Raw genomic sequence first — 25,556 nt, 5'->3', positions numbered from 1 at the left:
CCATCATGGTGGACAAGATCTTCGAGGTGGTGCAGACCATCCACGCGCAGGGCACGACGATGCTGCTGGTCGAGCAGAACGCCAGCCGGGCGCTGGCCCTGGCCGACCGGGGCTATGTGCTGGACTCCGGTGAGGTCAGCATGAGCGGCCCGGCCCAGGCGCTTCTGACCGATCCCAAGGTTCGCGCCGCCTACCTCGGCGAGTGAGTCTCTTCACCGCCCCCATGGTTTTTCGCAGGTCTGGATTTCGGCGGAGCAACGGTGCTTGCCTGCGCACCTTCACGGCCATCCCGGCCGGTTCCCGCACGCATTTCTCAACCCTTGGAGAACTGAGTTCATGAAGTCTCGTATGAATCTGGTCGCTGCCGCTGCGGTGGCTCTGCTGGCGGGCGCAGCCCATGCCGAGGACCTGGTGGTCAAGATCGGTCACGTCGGCCCGACCAGTGGCAGCATTGCCCACCTGGGCAAGGACAACGAGAACGGCGCCCGCATGGCCATTGACGAACTGAACGCCAAGGGCGTGATGATCGGCGGCAAGAAGGCCAAGTTCGTGCTGCTGACGGAAGACGACGCCGCGGATCCGAAGCAAGGCACCGCCGCCGCCCAGAAGCTGGTGGACGAAAAGGTGAACGGCGTGATCGGCCACCTGAACTCGGGCACCACGATCCCGGCCTCGAAGATCTATTCGGACGCGGGCATTCCGCAGATCTCGCCGTCGGCCACGAACCCGAAGTACACCCGCCAGGGCTTCAAGACCACCTTCCGCGTGGTGGCGGATGACGTGCACCTGGGCGGCACGCTGGGCAAGTACGCGGTGCAAACCCTCAAGGGCAAGACGATCGCCGTGATCGACGACCGCACCGCCTACGGCCAGGGCGTGGCCGACGAGTTCGAAAAGGGCGTGAAGGCTGCTGGCGGCAAGGTCGTCAAGCGCGAGTTCACCAACGACAAGGCGACCGACTTCACCGCCATCCTGACCTCCATCAAGGGCGCCAAGCCCGAGATCGTCTTCTACGGCGGCATGGACGCCGTGGCCGGCCCGATGCTGCGCCAGATGAAGCAGCTGGGCATCACCTCCAAGTTCATGGGTGGTGACGGTATCTGCACGAGCGAGCTGCCCAAGCTGGCGGCCGGCACGATCGCCGACAACCAGGTGGTGTGCGCCGAAGCCGGTGGTATCGACCAGAACGACAAGGCGGCGGTGAAGGCGATGGAAGACTTCCGCGCCAAGTTCAAGAAGAAGTTCAACGCCGACGTGCAGATCTACGCGCCCTACGTGTATGACGCCACGATGGTGATGGCCCAGGCCATGGTGAAGGCCAACTCGGCCGAGCCGGCCAAGTACCTGCCGGTGCTGGCCAAGACCACGGGCCACAAGGGCGTGACGGGCACCATTGCCTTCGACGAGAAGGGCGACATCAAGAACGGTGCCCTGACCCTGTACACCTTCAAGGCCGGTGCCAAGACCGCCCTGGGCGTGGTGCACTGATCGCCAGGCTGTTCACACAGCCCTCAAAGGCCGCCTTCGGGCGGCCTTTTTCATGGTTTGTCGCGCACGAGGGTCGGCATCTCTGGTGAGGAGGGGTAAGCTATTTGCCCCGCTCTACCGAGAGAAAACCAAGATATGAACACCAAAACCACTCTGGTGGCTGCTGCCGCAGCCGCGTTGCTGGCCGGCCAGGCCCAGGCTGAAGACCTGCTGATCAAGATCGGTGCCGTGAACGCCACCAGCGGCGGCGCAGCCCACCTGGGCAAGGACAACGAGAACGGCACCCGCCTGGCCGTCGAGGAGCTCAACGCCAAGGGCCTGACCATTGGTGGCAAGAAGGCCAAGTTCCAACTGCTGGCCGAAGACGATGCCGGCGACCCCAAGCAGGGCACCACCGCCGCGCAGAAGTTCGTGGACGAGAAGGTCAACGGCGTGATCGGCCATCTGAACTCGGGCACCTCCATTCCGGCTTCGCGCATCTACGCCGGCGCGGGCATCCCGCAGATCGCCGCTTCCGTCACCAACCCCAAGTACACCCGCCAGGGCTTCAAGACGACTTTCCGCGTGGTGGCCGACGATGTGCACCTGGGCAGCACGCTGGGCAAGTACGCCGTGCAGACGCTCAAGGCCAAGACCATTGTTGTCATTGACGATCGCACGGCCTACGGCCAGGGCGTGGCCGATGAGTTCGACAAGGGCGTGAAGGCGGCCGGCGGCAAGGTGGTGAAGCGCGAATTCACCAACGACAAGGCCACCGACTTCATGGGCATCCTGACCTCCGCCAAGGCCACCAAGCCTGATGTGATCTTCTACGGTGGCATGGACGCTGTCGGCGGTCCGCTGGCCCGCCAGATGAAGCAGCTGGGCATCCAGGCCAAGCTGATGGGCGGTGACGGCCTGTGCACCAGCGAAATGCCCAAGCTGGCCGCTGGCGCGCTGGCCGACGGGCAGCTGATCTGCGCCGAAGCTGGCGGCATCGAGCCGACCGACAAGACGGCCGTGAAGGCCATGGAAGACTTCCGCGCCCGCTACAAGAAGCGCTTTGGCAGCGAAGTGCAGCTGTATTCGCCCTACACCTACGACGCCACGATGGTGATGGCCCAGGCCATGGTGAAGGCCAACTCGGCCGAGCCGGCCAAGTACTTGCCGGTGCTGGCCAAGACCGCCGGTTACAAGGGCGTGACGGGCACCATCACCTTCGACGAAAAGGGCGACATCAAGAATGGTGCGCTGACCCTGTCCACCTTCAAGGCGGGCCAGAAGGCCACGATTGGCGTGGTGCGCTGATCAGGTATTCCTGAATATCTGTCAGCAGAAAGGCCGCCTTCGGGCGGCTTTTTCCATGGGGGCGTCAGGGGGCGTCATATTGATGGGGGATGCGGGCCTCCCGGCGGCGGGGAGTGCGGTAGCGTTGCCTGCCTGGATGGCGCATTATTGGAAAGGTGTTTCACCATGCGCTTGGTTCAGGGAATTTCATGATCCTCACCTTGGCTTTCATCGCGTGCGTGATATTTTCAATCCTCGGGCTTTGGCATTGGTATTGGGCTTTGGGCGGTTCTCTGGGCAAGGCCGCGGCCATCCCCGAGGTCAATGGTTCGCCGGTCTTCATGCCCTCAGCCCTCGGGACGGCCTTTGTGGGGCTGGCTTTGATCTCGTTTGCCGCACTGATTGCGGGGGCCTCTGGCCTGCTGGAGATGCCCATTCCCCGGCCGGTGCTGGGTGGGTTCAGTTATGGCCTGGCCATCTTGATGCTCGTGCGGGCGGTGGGTGAGTTTCGTTTGGTGGGATTTTTCAAACGCGTCCGTGGCTCTGAATTCGCCCAGTGGGATACCTGGGTGTATTCACCGCTGTGTTTGTTCCTGTCCATCGTTTCCTTTTCGGTCGCGATTCACAATGTGGCGTAGCCAGTTCCAGCCCGACAGAGCGCGATAGGCTGACCTCAGCACTCCACGATATTGACCGCCAGACCGCCGCGGGCGGTTTCCTTGTACTTGGTCTTCATGTCGGCGCCGGTTTCGCGCATGGTCTTGATGACCTTGTCCAGGCTGACATGGTGGGTGCCGTCGCCGCGCAGGGCCATGCGGGCGGCGTTGAGAGCCTTGACCGCAGCGATGGCATTGCGCTCGATGCAGGGGATCTGCACCAAGCCGCCCACCGGGTCGCAGGTCAGGCCCAGGTGGTGCTCCATGCCGATCTCGGCGGCGTTCTCCACCTGCTCGGGCGTGCCACCCAGCACCGCGGCCAGTGCGCCGGCGGCCATGGAGCAGGCCACGCCCACCTCGCCCTGGCAGCCCACCTCGGCGCCGCTGATGCTGGCGTTCTCCTTGTAGAGGATGCCGATGGCCGCGGCGGTGAGCAGGAAGTCCATGACGCCCTGCGTGCTCGCTCCGGGCACGAAGCGGTGGTAGTAGTGCAGCACCGCGGGCACGATGCCGGCCGCGCCGTTGGTGGGCGCGGTCACCACGCGGCCGCCGGCGGCATTCTCCTCGTTGACGGCCAGGGCGTAGAGGTTCACCCAGTCCAGCACCTGCAGCGGGTCCTTCAAGGCCGCCTCGGGGTGTTCGGTCAGGGCCCGGTGCAGCGCGGCGGCGCGGCGTTTGACCTTGAAGCCCCCGGGCAGCGTGCCCTCGGTCTGGCAGCCGCGGCGCACGCAGGCCTGCATCACCTGCCAGATGTGCAGCAGGCCGATGTCGGTCTCGGCGTCGCTGCGCCAGTGGCGCTCATTGGCGCGCATCACCTGGGCGATGCTCAGGCCCTGGGCGCGGCACTGGGCCAGCAGCTGCGCGCCGGTGGTGAAGGGCAGGGGCAGCACGGTGGCATCGGGGGCGATGACCTTCTGCCGGCTGCCGTCGGCGGCCACCTCGTCGCTCACCACGAAGCCGCCGCCCACCGAGTAGTAGACGCGGCGGCACAGCTCGGCGCCCGCGGCGTCGAAGGCCGTCAGCCGCATGCCGTTGGCGTGGAAAGGCAGGGTCTCGCGCTTGAAGAACTGCAGGTCCTCGGCATCGACGAAGCGCAGGGGCTGCTCGCCCAGCAGCGGCAGTTCCTGGCGGGTGCGCCAGTCCAGCAGCAGGGTGGGGACCTGGTCCACGTCCACCGTGTCGGGCTCCAGCCCGGCCAGGCCCAGCAGCACGGCCTTGTCGCTGCCGTGGCCCTTGCCGGTGGCACCCAGCGAACCGTAGAGCCCGCAGTGGATGCGGGCCACGCGCGGCAGCAGCCCTTCGCTGCGCAGGCGCAGGCCGAACAGGCGGGCCGCCCGCATGGGGCCGACCGTGTGCGAGCTGCTGGGGCCGATGCCGACCTTGAACAGGTCGAAGACGGAAACCGCCATGGGGGCTCCTGGACAAGGGGCCGGGGGAAGGGCGGCAGCGCGCGGAGGCCGCCGCCCGGTTCAGGGGCTCAGCCCTGGGCTTCGTCGTAGGCGCTGACGGGCAGGCAGCTGCAGAACAGGTTGCGATCGCCGTGCACGTTGTCCACCCGGCCGACGGGCGACCAGTACTTGGCCTGCCGCAGGCCCGGCACCGGGTAGGCCGCCTCTTCGCGGCTGTACGGGTGCGTCCACTCGCCGGACAGCAGGCTGGCGGCGGTGTGCGGTGCGTTGTGCAACGGGTTGTCCTCGCGCGGCCAGGCACCGGTCTCCACCTGACGGATCTCTTCGCGGATCGCGATCATCGCGATGCAGAAACGGTCCAGCTCGACCAGCGGTTCGCTCTCGGTGGGCTCTACCATCAGCGTGCCGGCCACCGGGAAGCTCAGCGTCGGTGCATGGAAGCCGTAGTCCACCAGCCGCTTGGCCACGTCCTCGGCACTCACGCCGCTGCTGTCCTTGAGCGGGCGCAGGTCCAGGATGCACTCGTGGGCCACGCCGCCGCCCTTCACGCCGGCCACGCCGCCGCTGAAGCGGATTTCGTAGTGATCGGCCAGGCGGGCGGCCACGTAGTTGGCGTTCAGGATGGCGGCCTCGGTGGCGGCGGTCAGGCCCTCGGTGCCCATCATGCGGATGTACATCCAGCTGATCGGCAGCACGGCAGCATTGCCGTAAGGCGCGGCCGCCACGGCGCCGACGCCCCCGGCATGTGGCTGCCCTCCGGTCACATGGCCGGGCAGGAAGGGCACCAGATCCTCCACCACGCAGACGGGGCCGACGCCGGGGCCACCACCGCCGTGCGGGATGCAGAAGGTCTTGTGCAGGTTCAGGTGACTGACGTCGCCGCCGAACTGGCCGGGAGCCGCCAAGCCCACCAGCGCGTTCATGTTGGCACCGTCCACGTACACCCGGCCGCCGTACTGGTGGACCATCGCGCACAGCTCCTTCACCGCCTGGTCGTAGACGCCATAGGTGGAGGGATAGGTGATCATGATGGCGGCCAGCTTGTCGGCATGCTGCTCGCACTTGGCCTTCAGGTCGGTCAGGTCCACGCTGCCGTTGGCATCGCACTTGACGACGACGACCTGCAGGCCGGCCATCATCGCGCTGGCCGGGTTGGTGCCGTGGGCGCTTTCCGGGATCAGGCAGATGGTGCGGTGGCTGTCGCCGCGGCTGTCGTGCCAGGCGCGGATGGCCAGCAGGCCCGAATACTCACCCTGCGAGCCGGCGTTGGGCTGCAGGCTGACGCCGGCATAGCCGGTGGCTTGCACCAGCCAGTCACACAGCTGGGCGTTCAGCTCGGCGTAGCCGGCCAGTTGGTCGGCCGGGGCGAAGGGGTGCACCTCGGCGAACTCGGGCCAGGTGATGGGGATCATCTCGCTGGTCGCGTTCAGCTTCATCGTGCACGAGCCCAGCGGGATCATGCTGCGGTCCAGCGCCAGATCCTTGTCCGAGAGCTTGCGGATGTAGCGCAGCATCTCGGTTTCGCTGTGGTGGCTGTTGAAGACCGGGTGGGTCAGGAAGCTGCTGCTGCGCTGCAGCCCGGCCGGCAGGCGCAGGGCCACGCCGCTGACGAAGGGCTCGACGCTGGGCAGCGGCGCACCGTTGGCGAACAGGCCCCACAGGGCCAGCAGGTCGGCACGGGAGGTGGTCTCGTCCAGGCTGATGCCCACGCTGGTGGCGCTGGCGCGGCGCAGGTTCATGCCCGCGGCCACGGCGGCGGCCAGCACGGCTTCGGTGCGCTCACCGGTTTGCACTTCCAGCGTGTCGAAGGCCTCTTCATGCGTGAGCGTGGCGCCCAGCTGCTTCAGCCCTTCGGCCAGGATGGCCGTGTAGCTGGCCACGCGGCGGGCAATGCGCTGGAGGCCTTCCGGGCCGTGGTAGACCGCGTACATGCTGGCGATGACGGCCGGCAGCACCTGCGCGGTGCAGATGTTGGAGGTGGCCTTCTCGCGGCGGATGTGTTGCTCGCGGGTCTGCAGCGCCAGGCGGTAGGCCGGGGCGCCGTGGCTGTCCACGCTGATGCCCACCAGGCGGCCGGGCAGCGAGCGCTTGAACTCGTCCTTGCAGCCCAGGTAGGCGGCGTGCGGGCCGCCGGCGCCCATGGGCATGCCGAAGCGCTGGGTGCTGCCCAGGGCGATGTCGGCGCCTTGCTCTCCTGGCGGCGTCAGCAGCGTCAGGGCCAGCAGGTCGGCCGCCACGATGAGCAGGCCGCCCCGGGCATGCACGGCATGGGCCAGCGGCTGCAGCGCACGGATGCGGCCGGTCACGCCGGGGTATTGCACCAGCGCGGCGAAGCATTCGGTCTGGCCGGCCGCTTCGGCCGGACCGGTCACCACCTCGAAGCCCATGGGCTTGGCGCGGGTGCGAATGACCTCCAGCGACTGCGGCAGCACGTCATCGGCCACGTAGAAGACGCGGCTCTTGCTCTTGCCCACGCGGGCGGCCAGCGTCATGGCCTCGGCAGCGGCGGTGGCCTCGTCCAGCATGGAGGCGTTCGCGATCGCCATGCCGGTGAGGTCGGTCACCATGGTCTGGAAGTTGACCAGCGCCTCCATGCGGCCCTGGGAGATCTCGGCCTGGTAGGGCGTGTAGGCGGTGTACCAGGCGGGGTTCTCCAGGATGTTGCGCAGGATGACGCCCGGCGTGAAGGTGCCGTGGTAACCCTGGCCGATGAAGCTCTTCAGGCGCAGGTTCTTGGCGGCGATGGCCTTCAGTTCGGCCAGGGCCTGCTCCTCGGTGACCGGGGCGGGCAGGTCCATCGCCTGGGTGCGGGCGATGGCGCTGGGCACGATGGCGTCGATCAGCGCGCGGCGCGAGGCCGGGCCGATGGCAGCGAGCATCTTGGCTTCGTCGTCCGCCCGCGGCCCGATGTGGCGCGAGGCGAAGGCCGTGGCGTTTTCGAGCTCAGCCAGGGGGGCGTGGGCGGAGGTCAGCATGGCAGCGGTCTCGGCAGGATCAGAGGGTCTTGAGCAGGGCGTCGTAGGCGGTGGAGTCCATCAGCTCATCCAGCTGGGAGGCATCCGAGAGCTTGACCTTGAAGAACCAGCCGGCACCCAGCGGGTCGCTGTTGGCCAGGGCCGGGTCGTTGCGCAGGTCTTCGTTGACTTCGACGATCTCGCCCGAGACCGGCATGTAGACGTCGGCCGCGGCCTTCACCGATTCCACGACGCCGGCGATCTCACCCTTGGCGATGGTCTTGCCCACTTCGGGCAGGTCCACGAACACCACGTCACCCAGGGCGTCCTGGGCATGCACGGTGATGCCGACGATGGCGGCGGCGGGGTCGGTGATGTTGATCCACTCGTGGTCGTTGGTGTACTTGACGGTCATGGCAGGCTCCTGCGAGGCGTTGAGGGGCGAAAAGGAAGAAAGGGAGAAGAAAGGGGAGGGGCTCAGCCGCGGTAGTAGCGGTTGGGCGTGAAGGGCATGGCCGCCACGGTCATGGGCAGGCGCTTGCCGCGCACTTCGGCGAAGACTTCGGTGCCGACGGCGGTGTAGGCCGCCGGCAAGTAAGCCATGGCCACGGGGGTGTTGACGGTGGGGCCCAGGGTGCCGCTGGTGACGGTGCCCAGCGGCGTGCCGTCGGCCGCCACCAGGGCCGTGCCTTCGCGCACCGGGGCGCGTTCCTTGCCGACCAGGCCCACGCGCTTGCGGCTGGGGCCATTGGCAAATTGCGCGTCGATCACCGCGGCACCGGGGTAGCCGCCGGCGCGGGCGCCACCGGCACGGCGCACCTTCTGGATGGCCCAGGTCAGCGCGGCCTCCACCGGGTTGGTGGTGGTGTCGATGTCATGGCCGTACAGGCACAGGCCGGCTTCCAGGCGCAGGGTGTCGCGCGCGCCCAGACCGGCGGGCTTGACCTCGGGCTCGGCCAGCAGGGCGCGGGCCAGCGCTTCGGCCTGACTTTCATGCACCGAGATTTCGAAGCCGTCCTCGCCGGTGTAGCCGGAGCGGGTGACGAAGCACTCGGCACCGGCCAGCGTGAACAGGCCGCCGGTCATGAAGGTGAGGCTGGCCACGCCGGGGTTCAGGCGCGACAGGGCGGTGACCGCCTGCGGGCCTTGCAGCGCCAGCAGCGCACGCTCGGGCAGGGGCTGCACGGTGCAGCGGCTGCCGATGTGGGCCTGCAGGTGGGCGATGTCGGCGTCCTTGCAACCGGCGTTGACCACCACGAACAGGTCGCCGAAGGCCGCGGCGGCCTCGCCGGCCGGGCGGGTGATCATCAGGTCGTCCAGCAGCGTGCCTTCGGCATTGGTGAAGAACGCGTAGCGCTGCTTGCCGGCGGGCAGGTCGAGCACGTCGACCGGCACCAGGGTTTCCAGCGCGGCGGCGGCCTCGGCGCCGATCAGGCGCAGCTGGCCCATGTGGGACACGTCGAACAGCGCGGCGGCCTCGCGGCACTGGCGGTGTTCGGCCATCAGGCCCGTGGGGTACTGCACCGGCATGGCATAGCCGGCGAACGGCACCATGCGGGCACCGAGTTCAAGGTGCAGGGCGTGCAGCGGGGTCTGGAGCAGGGGGGCAGCGTCACTCATGGGCGGGCGTCTCTCGGTGAAAGGTGGCGGGGCGGCTGGCTGAAAAAATCATCCAAGGGCCCCCGCTGTCCGCTTTACCTGAGAGATTGGCAGCTCCGCGGGTTGCGCGGGAGGCTGCTTGCCCCTTCGGTGGACCGTCTCATGGCGCTCACGCCATCCCCGGTCTCTCTCCAGTGAGGAACGTGCGGGTGTCGCCACGCGCACGGCTGCCAGTCCTTTTGCCTGAGCGTTCGAGGGATGAACCTCTGCGCCTTCGGCGGCCCCGGTGTGCGGGGCTCTCTCCTGACATCCGCGCAGTGTAACCGCCTGGCGTGGGTTTGGGTCAGCTTGCGTTCAACTGCGCCACATAGAGTCCCGCGTATATTCACCGCCAACCAAAAACCAAGAGGAGACTGCGATGAGCGGCATTTACGACCAGCACCTGGACAAGAACCCGGCCAACTACGTGCCCTTGTCGCCGATCAGCTTCGTGGAGCGCACGGCCGAAGTGTTCGGGGATCTGACCTCGGTGATCCACGGCCAGCGCCGCTACACCTGGGCGCAGACGCGCGACCGCAGCGCCCGCCTGGCCGCCGCGCTGAAGGCGCTGGGTGTGGGCCGGGGCACCACCGTGAGCGTGATGCTGCCCAACACCCCCGAGATGGTGGAGGCCCACTACGGCGTGCCCGCCACCGGCGCCGTGCTCAACACGCTGAACACCCGGCTGGATGCGCCGCTGCTGGCCTGGCAGATGAACCACTGCGAGACCGCAGTGCTGATCACCGACACCGAGTTCGGCCCGCTGATGTTCGAAGCCCTGCGCCGTCTGCGTGAGGAGCATGGCCGCAACCCGATCGTGATCGACGTGGCCGACAGCGAGTACACCGGCCGCGCCGAACGCCTGGGCACCCATGAATACGAGGCCCTGCTGGCGGCCCACGAGCCGGTGGCCCATCTGGACGGCCCGGTCGACGAGTGGGACGCGATCGCGGTGAGCTACACCAGTGGCACCACCGGCGACCCCAAGGGCGTGGTGACCCACCACCGCGGCGCTTACCTGAACGCGGTGTGCAACGTGGCCAGCTGGACCATGCCGCACTTCCCGGTCTACCTGTGGACGCTGCCGATGTTCCACTGCAACGGCTGGTGCTTCCCCTGGACCATCGCGATGATTGCCGGCACCCATGTCTGCCTGCGCAAGGTGGATGCCAAGCTGATCCTGGAGGCGATGCGCGAGCACAAGGTGGACCACTACTGCGCCGCGCCCATCGTGCACAACCTGCTGATCGCGGCCGATCCCTCGCTGCGCGATGGCATCACCCAGCGCGTGCGCGGCATGGTGGCCGGCGCGGCGCCGCCGGCCGCGATGATCGAAGGCATGGCCAAGATGGGCTTCGACATCACCCATGTCTACGGCCTGACCGAGGTCTATGGCCCGGCGGCGGTGGCCGTCAAGCGGCCGTCGTGGGCGGCAGAAAGCCTGTCCGAGCAGACCCGCCTGAACGGCCGCCAGGGCGTGCGCTATCCGCTGCAGGAAGGCATGACCGTGATGGACGCCGAAACCATGACCGAGGTGCCGGCCGATGGCCAGACCATGGGCGAGATCATGTTCCGCGGCAACATCGCGATGAAGGGCTACCTGAAGAACCCCAGCGCGACGGACAAGGCCTTCGCGGGCGGCTGGTTCCACACCGGCGACCTGGCCGTGATGGAGCCCGACCGCTACGTCAAGATCAAGGACCGCAGCAAGGACATCATCATCTCCGGCGGCGAGAACATCAGCTCCATCGAGGTGGAGGACGCGCTGTACCGCCACCCCGCGGTGGCCGCTGCGGCCGTGGTCGCCAAGCCCGACCCGAAGTGGGGCGAGACGCCGGTGGCCTTCGTCGAGCTGGCCCTGGGGGCCCAGGTGACGGCCGAGGATCTGATCGCCCACTGCAAGACGCTGCTGGCCGGCTACAAGGTGCCGCGTGAGATCCGCTTCGAGCCCATCCCCAAGACCTCGACCGGCAAGATCCAGAAGTTCATGCTGCGCGAGAAGGCCAAGTCGGGGGCCGCAATCGGCTGAGCGCACCGGGGTCGCCCCGGCTTGCCTGGGGCGGCGGGGTGACCTAATCTGAACGGGGGGCGCAGGGCGTCCCCCTTCTTTTTGTCCCTTGCCCCTTGATTCGGGAGACTGCATGCTGACCACCGAAGATCCTCTGCTGTTGCGCAGCCAGGATGCGCGCGGCGTCGTGACCTTGACGCTGAACCGGCCGCAGGCCTTCAATGCATTGTCCGAGGCCATGCTGGCCGCCCTGCGCACCGAGCTGGCGGCCTTGGCCGTGGACGACACGGTGCGGGTGGTGGTGCTGGCCGCGGAAGGGCGGGCTTTCTGCGCCGGGCACGATCTGGTCGAGATGCGGGCCCAGCCCTCGGCGGCCTATTACCGCAGCCTCTTCACCGAATGCGGCAAGGTCATGATGGCCTTGCAGAAGCTGCCGGTGCCGGTGGTGGCCAAGGTGCACGGTGTGGCCACGGCGGCCGGTTGCCAGCTGGTGGCCATGTGCGACCTGGCGGTGGCCGCCTCCACCGCCCGCTTCGCCGTCAGCGGGGTCAACCTGGGGCTGTTCTGTGCCACCCCGGCCGTGGCGCTGTCGCGCAACATCGGCCGCAAGGCCGCGTTCGAGATGCTGGTGACCGGCGAGTTCATCAGTGCCGAGCAGGCGCAGGCCAAGGGCCTGGTCAACCGGGTGGCTACGCCGGAGGCCCTGGACGAGGAGGTCGAGCGCCTGGTGGCCAGCATCGTGGCCAAGCCGCGGGTGGCGGTGGCCATGGGCAAGGACCTGTTCTACCGCCAGCTGGAATCCGGCATCGAGGCCGCTTACACCGATGCTGCCCAGACCATGGCCTGCAACATGATGGACGAGGCGGCGCTGGAAGGCGTGCAGGCCTTCATCGAGAAGAGGCCGCCGGCATGGGCTCCCCGGCGTTGAAGGGCGCCCCCCGGGGTGTGCTGCTGGTGACCGGCGGGTCACGCGGCATCGGCGCGGCGGTGGCACGGTTGGCGGCCGATGCCGGTGACGCCGTGCTGTTGAGCTACCGGCGCGATGCCGAGGCGGCGGCCGCCGTGGTCCATGACATCACAGCGGCCGGTGGCCGGGCTCGCGCGGTGCCGGCCGATGTGGCCGACGAGGCCCAGGTGCTGGCGATGTTCGCCACGCTGGACACCTGGCGCGCGGAACTGGATCGGCCCTTCACCGGCCTGGTCAGCAACGCGGGCGTGCTGGAGACCCAGCGCAAGCTGGTGGACATGGACGCGGGCCGCTGGGAACGGGTGCTGCGCACCAATGTCATCGGCAGCTTCCTGTGCGCCCGCGAGGCGGTGCGCCGCATGGCGCGCTCGGCCGGCGGCACAGGCGGGGCCATCGTCAACCTATCGTCCCGGGCGGCCAAGCTGGGGGCGGCCTTCGAGTACGTGGACTACGCCGCCTCCAAGGCCGCGGTGGACGCGATGACGCTGGGCCTGTCGCGCGAGGTGGCCGCCGAGGGCATCCGCGTCAACGCGGTGGCGCCGGGCCTGATCCGCACCGACATCCACGCCAGCGGTGGCGAACCCGGCCGGGTGGATCGTCTCTCGGCGGCGGTGCCGATGGGCCGCGGCGGCGAGCCCGAGGAGGTGGCGCAGGCCGTGCTGTGGCTGTTGTCCGAGGCTTCCTCGTACACCACCGGCACGGTGCTGGAGGTGTCGGGTGGCCGCTGACCGCATGGCCGACCGGCCGCTGGCCCACCATTTGGAGACCCAGGCCTGCAACAACGCCTGGGCCAACCTGCGGCTGCTGGACGCCTGCGCGGCCCTGCGGCCCGGCGAGTTCGAGGCCCCGCGCACCGGCTTCTTTCCCAGCCTGCGCGCCACGCTGAACCACAACCTGACGGTGGACTGGTTCTATGTGGATGCGCTGGAGCGCAGCCTGCGCGGCGAGGCGCCGCACCCGGCGCCCGCGCAGTTCTTCGAGCCCGAGCAGCCCTGCGCCGATGTGGGGGCGCTGGCGGCGGCGCAGCAGGCGGTGGACCTGCGACTCATCGGCCTGTGCCGGGGGCTGGAGGATGCGGACCTGGGCGGGGTGGTGTGCATCCGGCGCGCCCAGGGAGAGCAGCGGGACAGCCGTCAGCGCATCCTGGCCCATCTGTTCCAGCACCAGATCCACCACCGCGGGCAGGCCCATGCCATGCTGTCGGCCACCTCGGTGGCGCCGCCGCAGCTCGACGAGTTCTACTGCGCTGGTGAGGCACCGTTGAGGTCGGCCGAACTGGCCCGTCTGGGCCTGGACGAAGCCGCGATCTGGGGCCCAGGCGACGGTCCTTGATCGGTCTGCGGGTCACCCCTGGCGCCATGGGGTTGGGCCCGGCCGGCTAAGCTGGCCGGAGTTTTCAACTCTGGCCGGCCCCGCCGGTTCACCACCATGACCACTTCCGCGATCTACGACATTCCCCTGCAACGCCTGAACGGCACCCCGGCCACCCTGGGCGAGTACAAGGGCAAGGTGCTGCTGATCGTGAACGTGGCCTCCAAGTGCGGGCTGACCCCGCAGTACGAGGCGCTGGAAGCGCTGTACGAAGCCGAGAAGGCCAAGGGCCTGGAGGTGCTGGGCTTCCCCTGCAACGACTTCCTGGGCCAGGAGCCCGGCACGGCGGAGGAGATCCAGAGCTTCTGCACCGCCAACTTCGGCGTGAAGTTCCCGATGTTCGAGAAGGTCAACATCAACAGCAGCCCGCGCCATCCGCTGTACGCCGCGCTGATCGCGGCCCAGCCCAAGGCCGATGCCGCGAACGGCACCGCCTTCCGCGAGCGCCTGGGTTCCAAGAACCTGCTGCCGGCCCACGACAGCGACGTGATGTGGAACTTCGAGAAGTTCCTGGTCGGTCGCGACGGCACCGTGGTGGCCCGCTTCTCGCCGGACGTGACGCCCGATCACCCGGCCCTGAAGGCCGCGATCGAGAAGGCCCTGGGCTGATCAGCCCAGGGCGAGCAGGCTGCGGCCCACGGCCTCGGCCACCTCGATGCCATCCACCCCGGCGGACATGATGCCGCCGGCGTAGCCTGCGCCTTCGCCAGCCGGGTACAGGCCGCGGGTGTTGAGGCTTTGGTAATCCTTGCCGCGGTTGACGCGCAGCGGCGAGGAGGTGCGGGTCTCCACCCCGGTCAGCACCGCGTCGCGCATCGAGAAGCCCTTGATCTGCCGTTCGAAGGCGGGCAGGGCCTCGCGGATGGCGTCCAGCACGTACTCGGGCAGCACGGTGCGGCCGGGCTGGTCCAGGTGCACCAGTTGCACGCCCGGCTTGTACGAGGGCTGGACGCTGCCCAGCGCGCTGCTGCGCTGGCGCTTGAGGAAGTCGCCCACCAGCGAGGCCGGGGCGATGTAGCCGCCGCCGCCCAGTTCATAGGCGCGCGATTCCCAGAAACGCTGGAAGGCCATGCCGTCCAGTGGGCTGACCGGGCCGCTGCCGTCTTTGTCCTGCCGGTAGTCGGCGGGGTTGATGCCCACGACGATGCCGGCGTTGGCATTGCGCTCGGCGCGCGAGTACTGGCTCATGCCGTTGGTGACGACGCGCTCCAGCTCGGAGGTGGCCGCCACCACCGTGCCGCCCGGGCACATGCAGAAGCTGTAGACGCCGCGGCCGTTGCTGGCATGGTGCACCAGCTTGTAGTCGGCCGCGCCCAGGATGGCGTTGCCTGCGTTGGGGCCGAAGCGGGCCTGGTCGATCAGGCTTTGCGGGTGCTCGATGCGGAAGCCCACCGAGAAGGGTTTGGCCTCCATCTGCACGCCGCGGCCATGCAGCATCGTGAAGGTGTCGCGCGCGCTGTGGCCCAGGGCCAGCACCACATGGTCGGTGCGGATCTCCTCGCCCGATTCCAGCACCACGCCGCGCACCTGGCGCTCACCGTCACGGGTCTCCACCCGCAGGTCGGTCACCTTCTGCTGGAAGCGGATCTCACCGCCCAGTTCGATGATCTCGGCGCGGATCTTCTCGACCATGCTGACCAGGCGGAAGGTGCCGATGTGCGGCTTGGAGACGTAGAGGATCTCCTCCGGGGCGCCGGCCTTGACGAACTCGGTCAGCACCTTGCGGGTGAGGTGGCGCGGGTCGCTGATCTGGCTCCAGAGCTTGCCGTCGGAGAAGGTGCCGGCGCCGCCTTCGCCGAACTGCACGTTCGACTCGGGGTTGAGCTGCTTCTGGCGCCACAGGCCCCAGGTGTCCTGGGTGCGCTCGCGCACGGCCTTGCCGCGCTCCAGCACGATGGGCCGCAGGCCCATCTGGGCCAGGATCAGCGCGCTGAAGATGCCGCAGGGGCCGAAACCGACGACGACCGGGCGCGGCCGCTCGGTCGCGTAGAAGTCGGCCGGCGCATGGCCGACGAACTGGTAGCGGGTGTCCGGCGTGGGGCGGATGTGCGGGTCATCGGCCAGGCGCCGGGCCACGGCGGCCTCGTCGGCCAGCTCGCAGTCCAGGGTGTAGATCAGCACGATGGCCGTCTTCTTGCGGGCGTCGTAGCCGCGGCGGAAGACGCTGAAGCCGCGCAGTTCCTCGTCGCGGATGCCCAGCCGCGCCACGATGGCGGGGCGCAGGGCCTCCTCGGGATGGTTCAGCGGCAGGCGCAGTTCGGTGATGCGGAGCATGGGCTGTGGGGGCGGGCAGGGCCCCAAAAGCACAAGACCGCCTGGCAGCCAGGCTGCGGCGGTCTTGAAGAAGAGGGGTGACGAGCCTGGACTCGGCACTGGTCACAACGGTTAGGGCTGCTTGGTTCCCCACCTGACCCGGTTGGCCGTGCTTCCATGCGAGGAGGCCCGTCATCGACCATTGTATGCGAAAGGCGCGAGGCCTTTCGCGCAGCGGCTCAGCGCAGTTGCAGATCCTCGGTACCGAAGGTCACGCCGATGGGCTCGATGATGACCTGCTTGGGGCCTTCCTCGACCTGGCCGGCCACCCAGGCGTCCACGCCCTGGGCCTGGGAGATCTCCACCACGCGTTGCGCATCGGCGGCGTTGACGAACAGCGCGAAGCCGGCGCCCATGTTCAGCGTGGAATAGGCCTCGCGGTCGTCCTGCTGGGCGTGCTGCTGGATGAACTTCAGCACCGGGGTGATCGGGGGCACGGTGTGGATGCGGTAGGTCTGGTGGCTGGCGTGGCGCAGCAGCTTGCGCCAGCCGTGGCCGGTGATGTTGGCGCTGTAGTTCACCGCAATGCCGGCAGCGGCCAGGGCCTCGGTGACCGGGCTGTAGAGAATGGTCGGGGCCAGCAGGGCCTCGCCATAGCTCAGGCCGGGGCTCACCTCGGTCAGGTAGCCCTGGGGCAGGCGCTCGACCAGCTTGCGCGCCAGGCTCAGGCCGTTGGCGTGGATGCCGCTGGAGGCCAGCAGCACGATGGCGTTGCCCGGGGCGAGGTTGTCGCCGACGCTCAGGCGGCTCTTGGGACTGATGATGCCGGTGCAGGAGGCCGCCAGGTCGATGCGGCCGGCCTCGACGATGCCGGCCAGCGCCGGGGTCTCACCGCCACCCCAGGCCACCTTGCAGGTGTCGCAGGCCTTCTTCCAGCCTTCCACCAGGGCCTGGGCGCGCTGGGCATCGCCGAACCAATCGCTGCCGCCGGCGGCCCAGTAGGCCTGCACCACCAGGGGCGTGGCGCCCACGGTGATCAGGTCGTTCACAGCCATCGCGATGGTGTCCTGGGCGATGCTGTCGTAGTAGCTCTTGCCGGTCAGGGCCTTCATCTCGTCGGCCACCAGGGCCTTGGAGCCCAGGCATTCGACGATGCTGGCCAGGTAGAACGGGCCCACGTCCACCACATAGGCGGATTCGCCGCGCGAGGCCTTCACTTCGGAAAAGCCGTGGCCGGCCAGATGGCCGGCCGTCGCGGCAGCCGCGTGCTGGGCCGCCACCTTGAGCGGGTCGATGAGGTCGTAGTTGACGCCAGCCTGCTCGTAGCTCAGGGTGGACGGGTTGGAGGAGGCGGAGGAACTCATGGGGCGGGATTATCCGACACCCGGCCCGCGAAGCGGCTGGCCGCTTCCTTAGAATGGCCGCATGAGTTATGTCGTCCTGGCCCGCAAGTACCGGCCCCGCAGCTTCGAGGAGATGGTGGGGCAGGACCATGTCGTGCGTGCGCTCACCCATGCACTGGAGCAAGGGCGGCTGCACCATGCCTACCTGTTCACCGGCACGCGCGGCATCGGCAAGACGACGGTCTCGCGCATCCTGGCCAAGAGCCTGAACTGCACCGGCCCCGATGGGCAGGGCGGGATCACCGCCCATCCGTGCGGCGTCTGCACCGCCTGCCGGGAGATCGACGCCGACCGCTACATCGACTACGTGGAGCTGGACGCCGCCTCCAACCGCAGCATCGACGAGATCCGCGAGTTGATCGAGCGCGCCGCCTACAAGCCCTCGGTGGGACGCTTCAAGGTCTTCATGATCGACGAGGCGCACCAGCTGACCAAGGACGCCTTCAACGCCTTGCTCAAGACCCTGGAGGAGCCGCCGGACTACCTGAAGTTCGTGCTGGCCACCACCGACCCGGAGAAGATGCTGCCGACCGTGTTGAGCCGCTGCCTGCAGTTCAACCTGCGGCCGATGGCACCGCAGACGGTGGCCGAGCACCTGACCCATGTGCTCGAGACCGAGCAGGTGCCGGTGGAGCCGGGCGCGCTGCGCCTGCTGTCGCGTGCGGCGCGGGGGTCGATGCGCGATGCGCTGTCGCTGACCGACCAGGCCATCGCCTACGGTGGTGGCCAGTTGCAGGAGGCGGGCGTGCGCGCCATGCTGGGCACGGTGGACCGGCGGCATGCCGAGCGCATCGTGCAGGCCCTGGCATCCCGGGATGGCAAGGCGGTGCTGGTCGAGGTGGACGGCCTGCGCGGCCGCGGGCTGTCGGCCGCCGGTACGTTGGAAGAGCTGGCCCGGCTGCTGCAGCAGATGGCAGTGGATCAGGCCGTGCCCGGTGCGTTGGACGAGACCGATCCGGACACTGAGGCGGCCCGCCGACTGGCGCCGGTGCTGGCCCCCGACGAGACCCAGTTGCTCTACAGCATGGTGGTCCATGGGCGGGCCGAATTGCCACTGGCACCAGACGAATACGCCGGGTTGGTGATGGTGCTGCTGCGTTTCCTGGCCTTCCCCTCCGGGGAGTCGGGTGGCCGACCGACGGCCGCACCGGCACCGAGCGCCGCCCAGGGGGGCCGGCCCAGTGCCGCCCTGGTGGCGCCCGCCGTTGCCGCGGCGTCGGCTGCCGTGCCCGTGCCACCGGCGCAACCCGCAGCCGCACCGGCACCTGCTGTCGCGCCGACTGTGGCGCCGACACCGGTGCCGGCCCGGCCCGTGACCCGGCCAGCGGCCCCTGAGGCCGCAGCGGCCGCCCGGCCCCCGGCGGCACCTCGTCCGGCCCCTCAGGATGAGCCTCCCCCCTGGATGGACGAGGCGCCCTTCGAGGGTGAGGTGGTGGCCCGACCTGCGGCCCGCAGCCCGCGTGCGGCCGATCCGGAACCCGAGCCTGCATCCCTTTCGGCCTCTCAGGAGGTGTCCGACGAGGACCGCTGGCGGGACGAGCCGGCCGCCCACATCGACCTGACTCCCGAGGCGCCGCCTGCAGTGGCCGCCGCACCGCTTCGACCTGCGTTGCCCGCGGTGGTGCGCACGCCGCTGGGCGACCGCTGGGCCGAGGCCGTGGCGGGCATGCAGGCCAACAACAGCCTGGTGGCCCTGGTGCGCGAGCTGGCTCTGCAGTCCGAACTGGTGGCGGTGAACACCGCGGCCGACGGGCAGGGGGAGCACTGGCAGCTGCGTGTCGAGCGTGAGCCGCTGCGTGCGCCGCCCCTGGTCGAGAAGCTGCAGAAGGCGCTGCAGGCCTGGAGCGGCCAGGCCATCCACCTGACCACGGCTTCTGGTGTGGCGCAGGATTCGCCGGCCCTGCGGGAGGTCGAGCGACTGGCGCGTCGCCAGCGCGAGGCCGAAGAAGTGATCCAATCCGATCCCCTGGTGCAGTCGCTGCTGGCGCAGTTCAGCACGGCCCGCATCGTTCCCGGCTCGATCAAGCCGGTCTGAACCGAACCGACATCCCTGAAAGGAAACCGCCCATGATGAAGGGTCAACTCGCCGGCCTGATGAAGCAGGCCCAGGCCATGCAGGAAAACCTCAAGAAGGCCCAGGAAGAACTGGCGACCATTGAGGTGGAGGGCCAGTCCGGTGCCGGTCTGGTCAAGGTTGTGATGACCTGCAAGAACGACGTGAAGCGTGTGACCATCGACCCCAGCCTGCTGGCCGACGACAAGGACATGCTGGAAGACTTGGTGGCCGCCGCTTTCAACGACGCGGTGCGCCGTGCCGAGCAGCTGAGCCAGGAGAAGATGGGCAAGCTGACCGCAGGCCTGCCGCTGCCTCCCGGCATGAAGATGCCGTTCTGAACGGGCTGGCGTGTCCCGCACCGCCCTTGAGACGCTGATCGACGCGCTGCACCGCCTGCCGGGCGTGGGCGTGAAGTCCGCCCAGCGCATGGCTTTTCACCTGCTGCAGCATGATCGGCAGGGGGCGGCGGACCTGGCACGGGCGCTGGACGGGGCCTTGGCCGCCGTCCACCACTGCGCCCGCTGCTACACCTTCACCGAAGGGGAGATCTGCCCCGTTTGCAGCGATGCCACGCGGGATGCGCGGCAACTGTGTGTGGTGGAGACCCCGGCCGACCAGGCCGCGCTGGAACGTACCGGCAGCTACCGGGGCCTGTATTACGTGCTGATGGGGCGGATGAGCCCGCTCGATGGCGTGGGCTTGTCCGACCTGGGCAGCCAGGGCCTGGTCCAGCGCGCACTGGACGGGGTGGTCGAAGAGGTGATCCTGGCCACCAGCTTCACCGCCGAGGGCGAGGCCACGGCCCATGTGCTGGCCCAGAGCCTGCGCGCCCGGGGGCTGAAGGTCACCCGTCTGGCCCGCGGCGTGCCGGCGGGCAGTGAACTGGAGTACGTGGACCTGTCCACCATCGCCCACGCGTTGGTGGACCGCCGCTGAGCGCAGCGGCGGCGCGCGTCAGCGCTGCGCCACCCGGACGGCCTTGCCGCCGCTGTTGGCCTTGCTGTTCGACTTGGCCGGCTTGGCGTCATCGCGCGAGGCGGTCTTCACCGACTTGGCCCGGCTGGCCTTGGCCTCCCGCTTGGACGGGGCGGCATCGGCCACTTGCGTGTCGCGGCGGCTGCTGCGCGAAGCGACCTTGCTGCTGCCCTTGCGCGAGGCCACGTTCTTGCGGTCGCTGCTGTCATCCGACTTGTCGGCCTTGTTGGCCTTGCGGGTGGAGGACTTGCTGTCCTTGTCGTTCTTGTCCGACTTGTCGGCCTTGGCGTTGCGCTCCTGCTTGTCCGACTTCTTCGCATCGTCATCCGCCTTGGCCACGGCCACATCGGCCGCCTTGGTCGGCAGGTAGAGCACATAGCTGGTGCCGCGCTTGAAGCGGCCGTTGGCCGAGGTCTTGTTCCACTGGGCCACCTGGGCGGTGCTGAGCTTGTAGCGGCGGGCGATGGCGGCCACCGTCTCACCCTTGCGGCCGGCGGTCAGCGAGACCTTGCGCAGCGGCGGCACATCGGGTGCCAGCGCAATCATGCCGCTGTCTGCCACTTCGGCGGAGACGTCTTCCGCACGGTTGGCCGAGCGCGGCACCAGCAGCGTCGAACCGGCCTTCACCAGCATCTTGGCCGGGATGCGATTCAGGCTGCGCAGCTCGTCCTCGTCCATGCCCACCAGCTTGGCCGCCTCGGCCGGCCGCAGCGTGCGGGGGGCCACCCAGGCCGTCCAACTGGCCAGCTGGCCGCGGTAGCCTTGCAGGTTGCTCACGAAACGGGCAGCAGCGTCATACGGCAGCAGCAGCTGGTCCGTGCCAGCGGCCAGCATCACCGGCTTGTTGACCTGCGGGTTGAGCTGGCGGAATTCCTCCATCGAGACGCCGGCGAGCTTGGCGGCCAGGCTGACGTCGATGTCGCGGTCCAGCGGCACGCTCAGGAAGTAGGGGTGGTTCTTCAGTGACGGCAGGGCGATCGCGAACTGGTCCGGGTGGGCGATGATGTTCTTGATTGCCTGCAGCTTGGGGACGTAGTAGCGCGTCTCCTGCGGCATGCGCAGGCTCTCATAATCAGTGGGCAGTCCGGCGGCCTCGTTGCGCTTGATGGCCTTCTGCACGCTGCCTTCGCCCCAGTTGTAGGCGGCCAGGGCCAGATGCCAGTCGTTGAACATGCCGTAGAGCTTCTGCAGGTAGTCCAGCGCCGCCCGGGTGGAGGCCAGGACGTCGCGCCGGTCATCGCGGAAGATGTTCTGCTTCAGGTCGAAGGTCTTGCCGGTGGCCGGCACGAACTGCCACATGCCCGAGGCCTTGGCCGTGGACACCGCGTGCGGGTTGAAGGCGCTTTCCACGAAGGGCAACAGGGCCAGCTCGGTGGGCATGTGGCGCTTCTCGATTTCGGACACCACGTGGTAGAGGTAGCGTCCGCCACGCTCGGTCATGCGCTGGAGGTAGTCTGGTTTGCGCGCGTAGAAGGCCTCGCGGTCATGGACCAGGTCGTTGTCCAGATCGGGCATCGCAAAGCCGTTGCGCACGCGTTGCCAGAGATCCTGCTGCGCGGTCGCGGCCTGGGTGTCCACTGGGCGGTCAGCATCCAGCGGGTCGACAGGCGTCAGGGCCGCAGGCTTGCCATCGGGACCCAAGGCGGCGAGTGGTGTGCCGCGGCGGTCGGGAGCCAGGGCCGGGCTCAGGTCGGCCAGCGGCGGCAGGCCGCTGCGGCCGCTGGCCAGGGCCGGGCGGCCGCTGGTGGAGGCAAAACCCTCATCGGTCGAGGTCGTTGTCGCACATCCGGATAGAAGGGCGGCCAGCACGGCCACGAGGCTGAGGGTGATTCTCATCGGTAGTTGTTCTTCCAGCCGCGCAGGGCGGCAAAGACGGTGATGTCGTCGTTGGCAGCTGGGTCGTGCCGACGGGCTGCAGCGATCACCTCGGGTTGACGGCAGCGCAAGAAGGGGTTGATGTCCCGTTCCAGGGCCAATGAGCTGGGCAAGGTAGGCAAGCCATCCGCGCGCAGGGCCTCGCACACATGGGCATGGCGTTGCAGGGCTGCGTTGCCGGGCTCCACGGCCAGCGCGAAACGCAGGTTGCTCAGGGTGTATTCATGGGCGCAGCAGACCCGGGTGGCATCCGGCAGCGCGGCGAGGCGCTGCAGGGAGTCGACCATCTGGGCAGGCGTGCCTTCGAACAGTCGGCCGCACCCGGCAGAGAACAGAGTGTCTCCGCAAAAGAGCAGCGGGGCTTGACGGCCCTGGGCCGGCAGGAAGTAGGCGACATGCCCGGCCGTGTGGCCAGGGACATCGAGCACCTCGTAGGGCAGACCCTGCCAAAGCACCGTCTGGCCCTCTCGGCAGGGGGTGACGGGGACCGGCAAGGCCTCCGTGGCAGGCCCCCAGATGGGGCCCTGCAGCACCGGCAACAGATCCACCAAGCCACCCACGTGATCCGCATGATGGTGGGTCACTAGAATGCCCGTCAGCGTCAGCGACCGGTCCGACAGGGCTTGGCGCACAGGCGCAGCAACACCCGGATCCACCACGAGGGCTTGGCGGCCATCGTGAAGCATCCAAATGTAGTTGTCGGCAAAGGCGGGGAGTGCGACGAGATCCATGGCTGGTGAAGCCCCGATTATAGGGTTGGCACAGTGGCTGCAGACCCCCCCAGGCCAGTGCCTGCTGGCCTGGGAGCAGGCTCAGCTGGACCTGGCCGTGGCCGACCTGTTCGGGTTCCACGCCCTGCAGATGGGGCTGCCGCAGTTGCAGGCCTTGCGGGCCAACCGGATGCCGGACCGCTGGGTGGCCTGCGGCACCTTTGGGGCCGAAGGCATGGAGGGTGGCGACGAGACCCTGGCTGGGGTGGCGTGTGTGAACGAAGAGGGCGGGCAGCGTCCCATGCGGCTCACCTCGCTGTGCTGCGCACCGGAGGCCCTGCCGTTTGCCGATCAAAGCCTGGACCTGGTGGTGTTGCCCCACACGCTGGAGCGGGCCGAGGACCCACACCGCAGCCTGGCCGAGGTGGACCGGGTGCTGCGGCCCGAGGGGCGCGTGGTGATCCTCGGCCTGAATCCCGTCAGCCTGTGGGGGCTGCGTCAGCGCCTGGGGCATGGGGCGCGCTGGATGGGCTTGTGCCGGCATCGGCCGCTCTACCTGCCGGCAGCGCAGGAGCGCATTGGCTACTGGCGCCTGCGGGATTGGCTGCGGCTGCTCAACTTCGAGCTGGAAGTCGGGCGCATGGGCTGCTATCGTGCGCCCCTTTCGACGGAACGCTGGCTGGCGCGCTACGCCTGGATGGAACGTGTGGGAGCGCACTGGTGGCCCGTGCTGGGCGCCGCGTACTTCATCGTGGCCGTCAAGCGGGTGCGGGGCATGCGGTTGGTCGGGCTGGAGCGCTCGTCGCGGGCGCCAGCGCCGGTGGCTGCCTCGGCCACCGTGGTCGGCCGTCTGCCGGCGGGCCGTTCCGTCGGGTGTGCGGGCCGGCATCCGTCGGCGCACAAGTTGGAAGGCAAGGAATGAGCGAGGTCACGATCTACACCGATGGCGCCTGCAAGGGCAACCCTGGCCCGGGTGGCTGGGGGGCCTGGCTGCGTTGGGGGGATCACGAGAAGGAGCTCTGGGGCGGCGAGCTTCAGACCACCAACAACCGGATGGAGTTGACGGCCGTGATCCAGGCGCTGTCGCTGCTCAAGCGCCGCTGCGTGGTGGCGATCTACACCGACAGCGAGTACGTGCGCAACGGCATCACCAGCTGGATCCACAACTGGAAGCGTCGGGGCTGGCGCACGGCGGACAACAAGCCCGTCAAGAACGTGGAGCTCTGGCAGCAACTGGACACGCTGGTGGCCCAGCACGAGGTGGCTTGGCACTGGGTGAAGGGGCATGCCGGCGACCCCGGCAACGAACGTGCCGATGCATTGGCCAACCGCGGGGTGGCGTCAGCGGGTTCGCGCTGAAGGGGGGGGCGCATCGGCGGTTCAGCCGCCGATGTAGTGCATTTCGATGCGGGGCTGTGTCGCGACGCTGGCTTCGGTGCTGCCGCGGAGTTCCGAATAGCGGTCTGTTCGGCCTTGCCAGACCTGGTGGATGCGCTCGGCCAGTTGGGCATCATCGGCCCCGCTGCGCAGCAGGCCGCGCAGGTCATGCCCCTGGCTGCCGAACAGGCAGGTATAGAGGCGCCCCTCGGTGGAGAGTCGGATGCGGTTGCAGCCCCGGCAGAAGGCGCGGGTGACACTGGAGATGAAGCCGACCTCGCCGCGGCCGTCGGCATAGCGCCAGCGCTCGGCGGTTTCGCCACGGGTTTCGGCCTCCAGGGGAACCAGCGGCCAGCGGGACTGGATCAGGGTGCGCACCTCGGTGGAGGGCAGCACCTCGTCCATGCGCCAGCCATTGGTGGCGCCCACGTCCATGTACTCGATGAAGCGCAGACGGATCTGGTCGCCATAGCGGTCGCGCAGATGGCCGGCCAATGGCAGGATCTCCTGGTCGTTGGTGCCGCGCTTGACCACCATGTTGACCTTGACCGGCCCCAGGCCCACCGCCAGCGCGGTGTCGATGCCGTCCAGCACCTCGGCCACCGGGAAGCCCACGTCGTTCATGCGCTGGAAGACGGCGTCGTCCAGCGCATCCAGGCTCACCGTCACGCGGCGCAGCCCGGCGGATTTCAGGGCGGCGGCCTTGCGCGCCAGGACGGACCCATTCGTGGTGAGGGCGATGTCGACGGGGCGCCCGTCTGGCGTCTGCAGCGCAGCCAGGGGTTCGATCAACTGCTCGACCTGCCGCCGCAGCAGCGGCTCGCCGCCCGTCAAGCGCAGCTTGCGCACGCCCAGCTGCACGAACACGCGTGCCGTGCGTGCGATCTCTTCGAAGCTGAGCAGCGAGGCGTGGGGCAGGAACTGGTGCCCATCAAACACCTCCTTGGGCATGCAGTAGCTGCAGCGGAAGTTGCAGCGGTCGGTGACCGAGATGCGCAGGTCACGCAGGGGTCTGCCCAGGCCGTCGACCAGCGGGGGCGTGTGGGCGCCCCATGACGCGGCGGGGAGTGGGGATGGCGCGGCGGCCGGAGGCTCGACCTGATGGCTCGACGCGTCGCGCAACAGGATGACCTTGCGTTTCATGACGCGC

At 68.7% G+C, this 25,556-nt stretch carries 22 protein-coding genes, 1 other RNA gene, 1 pseudogene and 2 riboswitches; of the genes and pseudogenes, 14 read left to right on the top strand and 10 right to left on the bottom strand.

Going from position 1 to position 25,556, the window contains the following annotated elements; all coding sequences use genetic code 11:
- The 4 genes and pseudogenes from KGA65_RS08180 to KGA65_RS08165 form a co-directional block, all read left to right on the top strand.
- A pseudogene (locus tag KGA65_RS08180) lies at positions 1-206 on the top strand (ABC transporter ATP-binding protein); the annotation flags it as partial.
- A 130-nt stretch (positions 207-336) separates the two neighbouring features.
- Entirely contained in the window at positions 337-1,488 is a 1,152-nt protein-coding gene (locus KGA65_RS08175; RefSeq protein ID WP_225862643.1) for a branched-chain amino acid ABC transporter substrate-binding protein, read from the top strand.
- A gap of 135 nt (positions 1,489-1,623) precedes the next feature.
- Positions 1,624-2,775, top strand: a complete 1,152-nt coding sequence (locus KGA65_RS08170; RefSeq protein ID WP_225862642.1) for a branched-chain amino acid ABC transporter substrate-binding protein — start codon at positions 1,624-1,626, stop codon at positions 2,773-2,775.
- 188 nt (positions 2,776-2,963) lie between these two features.
- On the top strand, positions 2,964-3,392 hold the full coding sequence (locus KGA65_RS08165; RefSeq protein ID WP_225862641.1) for a DUF3995 domain-containing protein: 429 nt from the start codon (positions 2,964-2,966) through the stop codon (positions 3,390-3,392).
- 35 nt (positions 3,393-3,427) lie between these two features.
- Here KGA65_RS08165 and KGA65_RS08160 read toward each other — a convergent pair whose 3' ends face one another.
- The 4 genes from KGA65_RS08160 to gcvT form a co-directional block, all read right to left on the bottom strand.
- The gene (locus KGA65_RS08160; protein ID WP_225862640.1) at positions 3,428-4,819 is read right to left on the bottom strand and encodes an L-serine ammonia-lyase; all 1,392 of its coding nucleotides are present in this window, start codon (positions 4,817-4,819) and stop codon (positions 3,428-3,430) included.
- 68 nt (positions 4,820-4,887) lie between these two features.
- Complete coding sequence (gene gcvP, locus KGA65_RS08155) at positions 4,888-7,794, bottom strand: aminomethyl-transferring glycine dehydrogenase (protein WP_225862639.1); 2,907 nt, start codon at positions 7,792-7,794, stop codon at positions 4,888-4,890.
- Between the two features lie 19 nt (positions 7,795-7,813).
- A complete protein-coding gene (gcvH, locus tag KGA65_RS08150; protein ID WP_225862638.1) occupies positions 7,814-8,188 on the bottom strand; it encodes a glycine cleavage system protein GcvH in 375 nt (124 codons plus the stop codon).
- Positions 8,189-8,250: 62 nt separating this feature from the next.
- Complete coding sequence (gene gcvT / locus KGA65_RS08145; RefSeq protein ID WP_225862637.1) at positions 8,251-9,393, bottom strand: glycine cleavage system aminomethyltransferase GcvT; 1,143 nt, start codon at positions 9,391-9,393, stop codon at positions 8,251-8,253.
- A 55-nt stretch (positions 9,394-9,448) separates the two neighbouring features.
- Positions 9,449-9,577, bottom strand: a riboswitch (glycine riboswitch).
- Between the two features lie 16 nt (positions 9,578-9,593).
- Positions 9,594-9,688: riboswitch (glycine riboswitch) on the bottom strand.
- Positions 9,689-9,790: 102 nt separating this feature from the next.
- Between gcvT and KGA65_RS08140 the strand changes: the two genes are divergently transcribed.
- The 5 genes from KGA65_RS08140 (at position 9,791) to KGA65_RS08120 (ending at position 14,366) form a co-directional block, all read left to right on the top strand.
- Positions 9,791-11,440, top strand: coding sequence for an acyl-CoA synthetase (locus tag KGA65_RS08140; RefSeq protein ID WP_225862636.1), 1,650 nt, complete (start codon positions 9,791-9,793; stop codon positions 11,438-11,440).
- 112 nt (positions 11,441-11,552) lie between these two features.
- Positions 11,553-12,347 carry an enoyl-CoA hydratase gene (locus tag KGA65_RS08135; RefSeq protein WP_225862635.1) on the top strand — a complete coding sequence of 265 codons (795 nt, stop codon included), beginning with the start codon at positions 11,553-11,555 and terminating at the stop codon, positions 12,345-12,347.
- Entirely contained in the window at positions 12,329-13,114 is a 786-nt protein-coding gene (locus tag KGA65_RS08130; protein WP_225862634.1) for an SDR family oxidoreductase, read from the top strand. The genes KGA65_RS08135 and KGA65_RS08130 overlap by 19 nt, the downstream gene beginning before the upstream one ends.
- Complete coding sequence (locus KGA65_RS08125; RefSeq protein ID WP_225862633.1) at positions 13,104-13,718, top strand: DinB family protein; 615 nt, start codon at positions 13,104-13,106, stop codon at positions 13,716-13,718. Before KGA65_RS08130 ends, KGA65_RS08125 begins: the two co-directional genes overlap by 11 nt.
- Before the next feature lie 96 nt (positions 13,719-13,814).
- The gene (locus tag KGA65_RS08120; protein ID WP_225862632.1) at positions 13,815-14,366 is read left to right on the top strand and encodes a glutathione peroxidase; all 552 of its coding nucleotides are present in this window, start codon (positions 13,815-13,817) and stop codon (positions 14,364-14,366) included.
- On the opposite strand, the gene KGA65_RS08115 is transcribed toward KGA65_RS08120, so the two are convergent.
- From KGA65_RS08115 to KGA65_RS08105, 3 genes are all read right to left on the bottom strand, one after another.
- Positions 14,367-16,031 (bottom strand): NAD(P)/FAD-dependent oxidoreductase, encoded by a 1,665-nt coding sequence (locus KGA65_RS08115; protein WP_225862631.1) that lies wholly within the window; start codon positions 16,029-16,031, stop codon positions 14,367-14,369.
- 76 nt (positions 16,032-16,107) lie between these two features.
- An RNA gene (gene ffs / locus KGA65_RS08110) (signal recognition particle sRNA small type) lies at positions 16,108-16,204 on the bottom strand.
- Between the two features lie 45 nt (positions 16,205-16,249).
- The gene (locus KGA65_RS08105) at positions 16,250-17,374 is read right to left on the bottom strand and encodes an AIR synthase-related protein (protein WP_225862630.1); all 1,125 of its coding nucleotides are present in this window, start codon (positions 17,372-17,374) and stop codon (positions 16,250-16,252) included.
- A 61-nt stretch (positions 17,375-17,435) separates the two neighbouring features.
- Here KGA65_RS08105 and dnaX point away from each other — a divergent pair, with 61 nt between their 5' ends.
- From dnaX to recR, 3 genes are read left to right on the top strand one after another with little or no spacing between them, the layout of a single operon-like run.
- Positions 17,436-19,448, top strand: coding sequence for a DNA polymerase III subunit gamma/tau (dnaX, locus tag KGA65_RS08100; protein WP_225862629.1), 2,013 nt, complete (start codon positions 17,436-17,438; stop codon positions 19,446-19,448).
- A gap of 32 nt (positions 19,449-19,480) precedes the next feature.
- Positions 19,481-19,807, top strand: a complete 327-nt coding sequence (locus tag KGA65_RS08095; protein ID WP_225862628.1) for a YbaB/EbfC family nucleoid-associated protein — start codon at positions 19,481-19,483, stop codon at positions 19,805-19,807.
- A 10-nt stretch (positions 19,808-19,817) separates the two neighbouring features.
- Positions 19,818-20,405, top strand: coding sequence for a recombination mediator RecR (gene recR, locus KGA65_RS08090; protein ID WP_225862627.1), 588 nt, complete (start codon positions 19,818-19,820; stop codon positions 20,403-20,405).
- 18 nt (positions 20,406-20,423) lie between these two features.
- Here the strand turns inward: recR and KGA65_RS08085 are convergent, their stop codons facing one another.
- Together KGA65_RS08085 and gloB are read right to left on the bottom strand one after the other, a co-directional pair.
- Positions 20,424-22,280 (bottom strand): transglycosylase SLT domain-containing protein, encoded by a 1,857-nt coding sequence (locus tag KGA65_RS08085; RefSeq protein ID WP_225862626.1) that lies wholly within the window; start codon positions 22,278-22,280, stop codon positions 20,424-20,426.
- Positions 22,277-23,050, bottom strand: a complete 774-nt coding sequence (gloB, locus tag KGA65_RS08080; protein ID WP_225862625.1) for a hydroxyacylglutathione hydrolase — start codon at positions 23,048-23,050, stop codon at positions 22,277-22,279. Before gloB ends, KGA65_RS08085 begins: the two co-directional genes overlap by 4 nt.
- Here gloB and KGA65_RS08075 point away from each other — a divergent pair.
- Both KGA65_RS08075 and rnhA read left to right on the top strand, forming a co-directional pair.
- On the top strand, positions 23,049-23,951 hold the full coding sequence (locus tag KGA65_RS08075; RefSeq protein WP_225862624.1) for a class I SAM-dependent methyltransferase: 903 nt from the start codon (positions 23,049-23,051) through the stop codon (positions 23,949-23,951). The two genes, gloB and KGA65_RS08075, sit on opposite strands and share 2 nt — an antisense overlap.
- Complete coding sequence (gene rnhA / locus KGA65_RS08070; RefSeq protein ID WP_225862623.1) at positions 23,948-24,388, top strand: ribonuclease HI; 441 nt, start codon at positions 23,948-23,950, stop codon at positions 24,386-24,388. The genes KGA65_RS08075 and rnhA overlap by 4 nt, the downstream gene beginning before the upstream one ends.
- Positions 24,389-24,409: 21 nt before the next feature.
- Here the strand turns inward: rnhA and moaA are convergent, their stop codons facing one another.
- Positions 24,410-25,549 carry a GTP 3',8-cyclase MoaA gene (gene moaA / locus KGA65_RS08065; protein WP_225862622.1) on the bottom strand — a complete coding sequence of 380 codons (1,140 nt, stop codon included), beginning with the start codon at positions 25,547-25,549 and terminating at the stop codon, positions 24,410-24,412.
- Between the last annotated feature and the right edge of the window lie 7 nt (positions 25,550-25,556).

Source organism: Ideonella benzenivorans (assembly GCF_020387415.1).
Taxonomy (GTDB): domain Bacteria; phylum Pseudomonadota; class Gammaproteobacteria; order Burkholderiales; family Burkholderiaceae_C; genus Ideonella; species Ideonella benzenivorans.
Note: the sequence above shows the minus strand (reverse complement) of the source record. Positions and strands in the feature narration are given on the sequence as shown.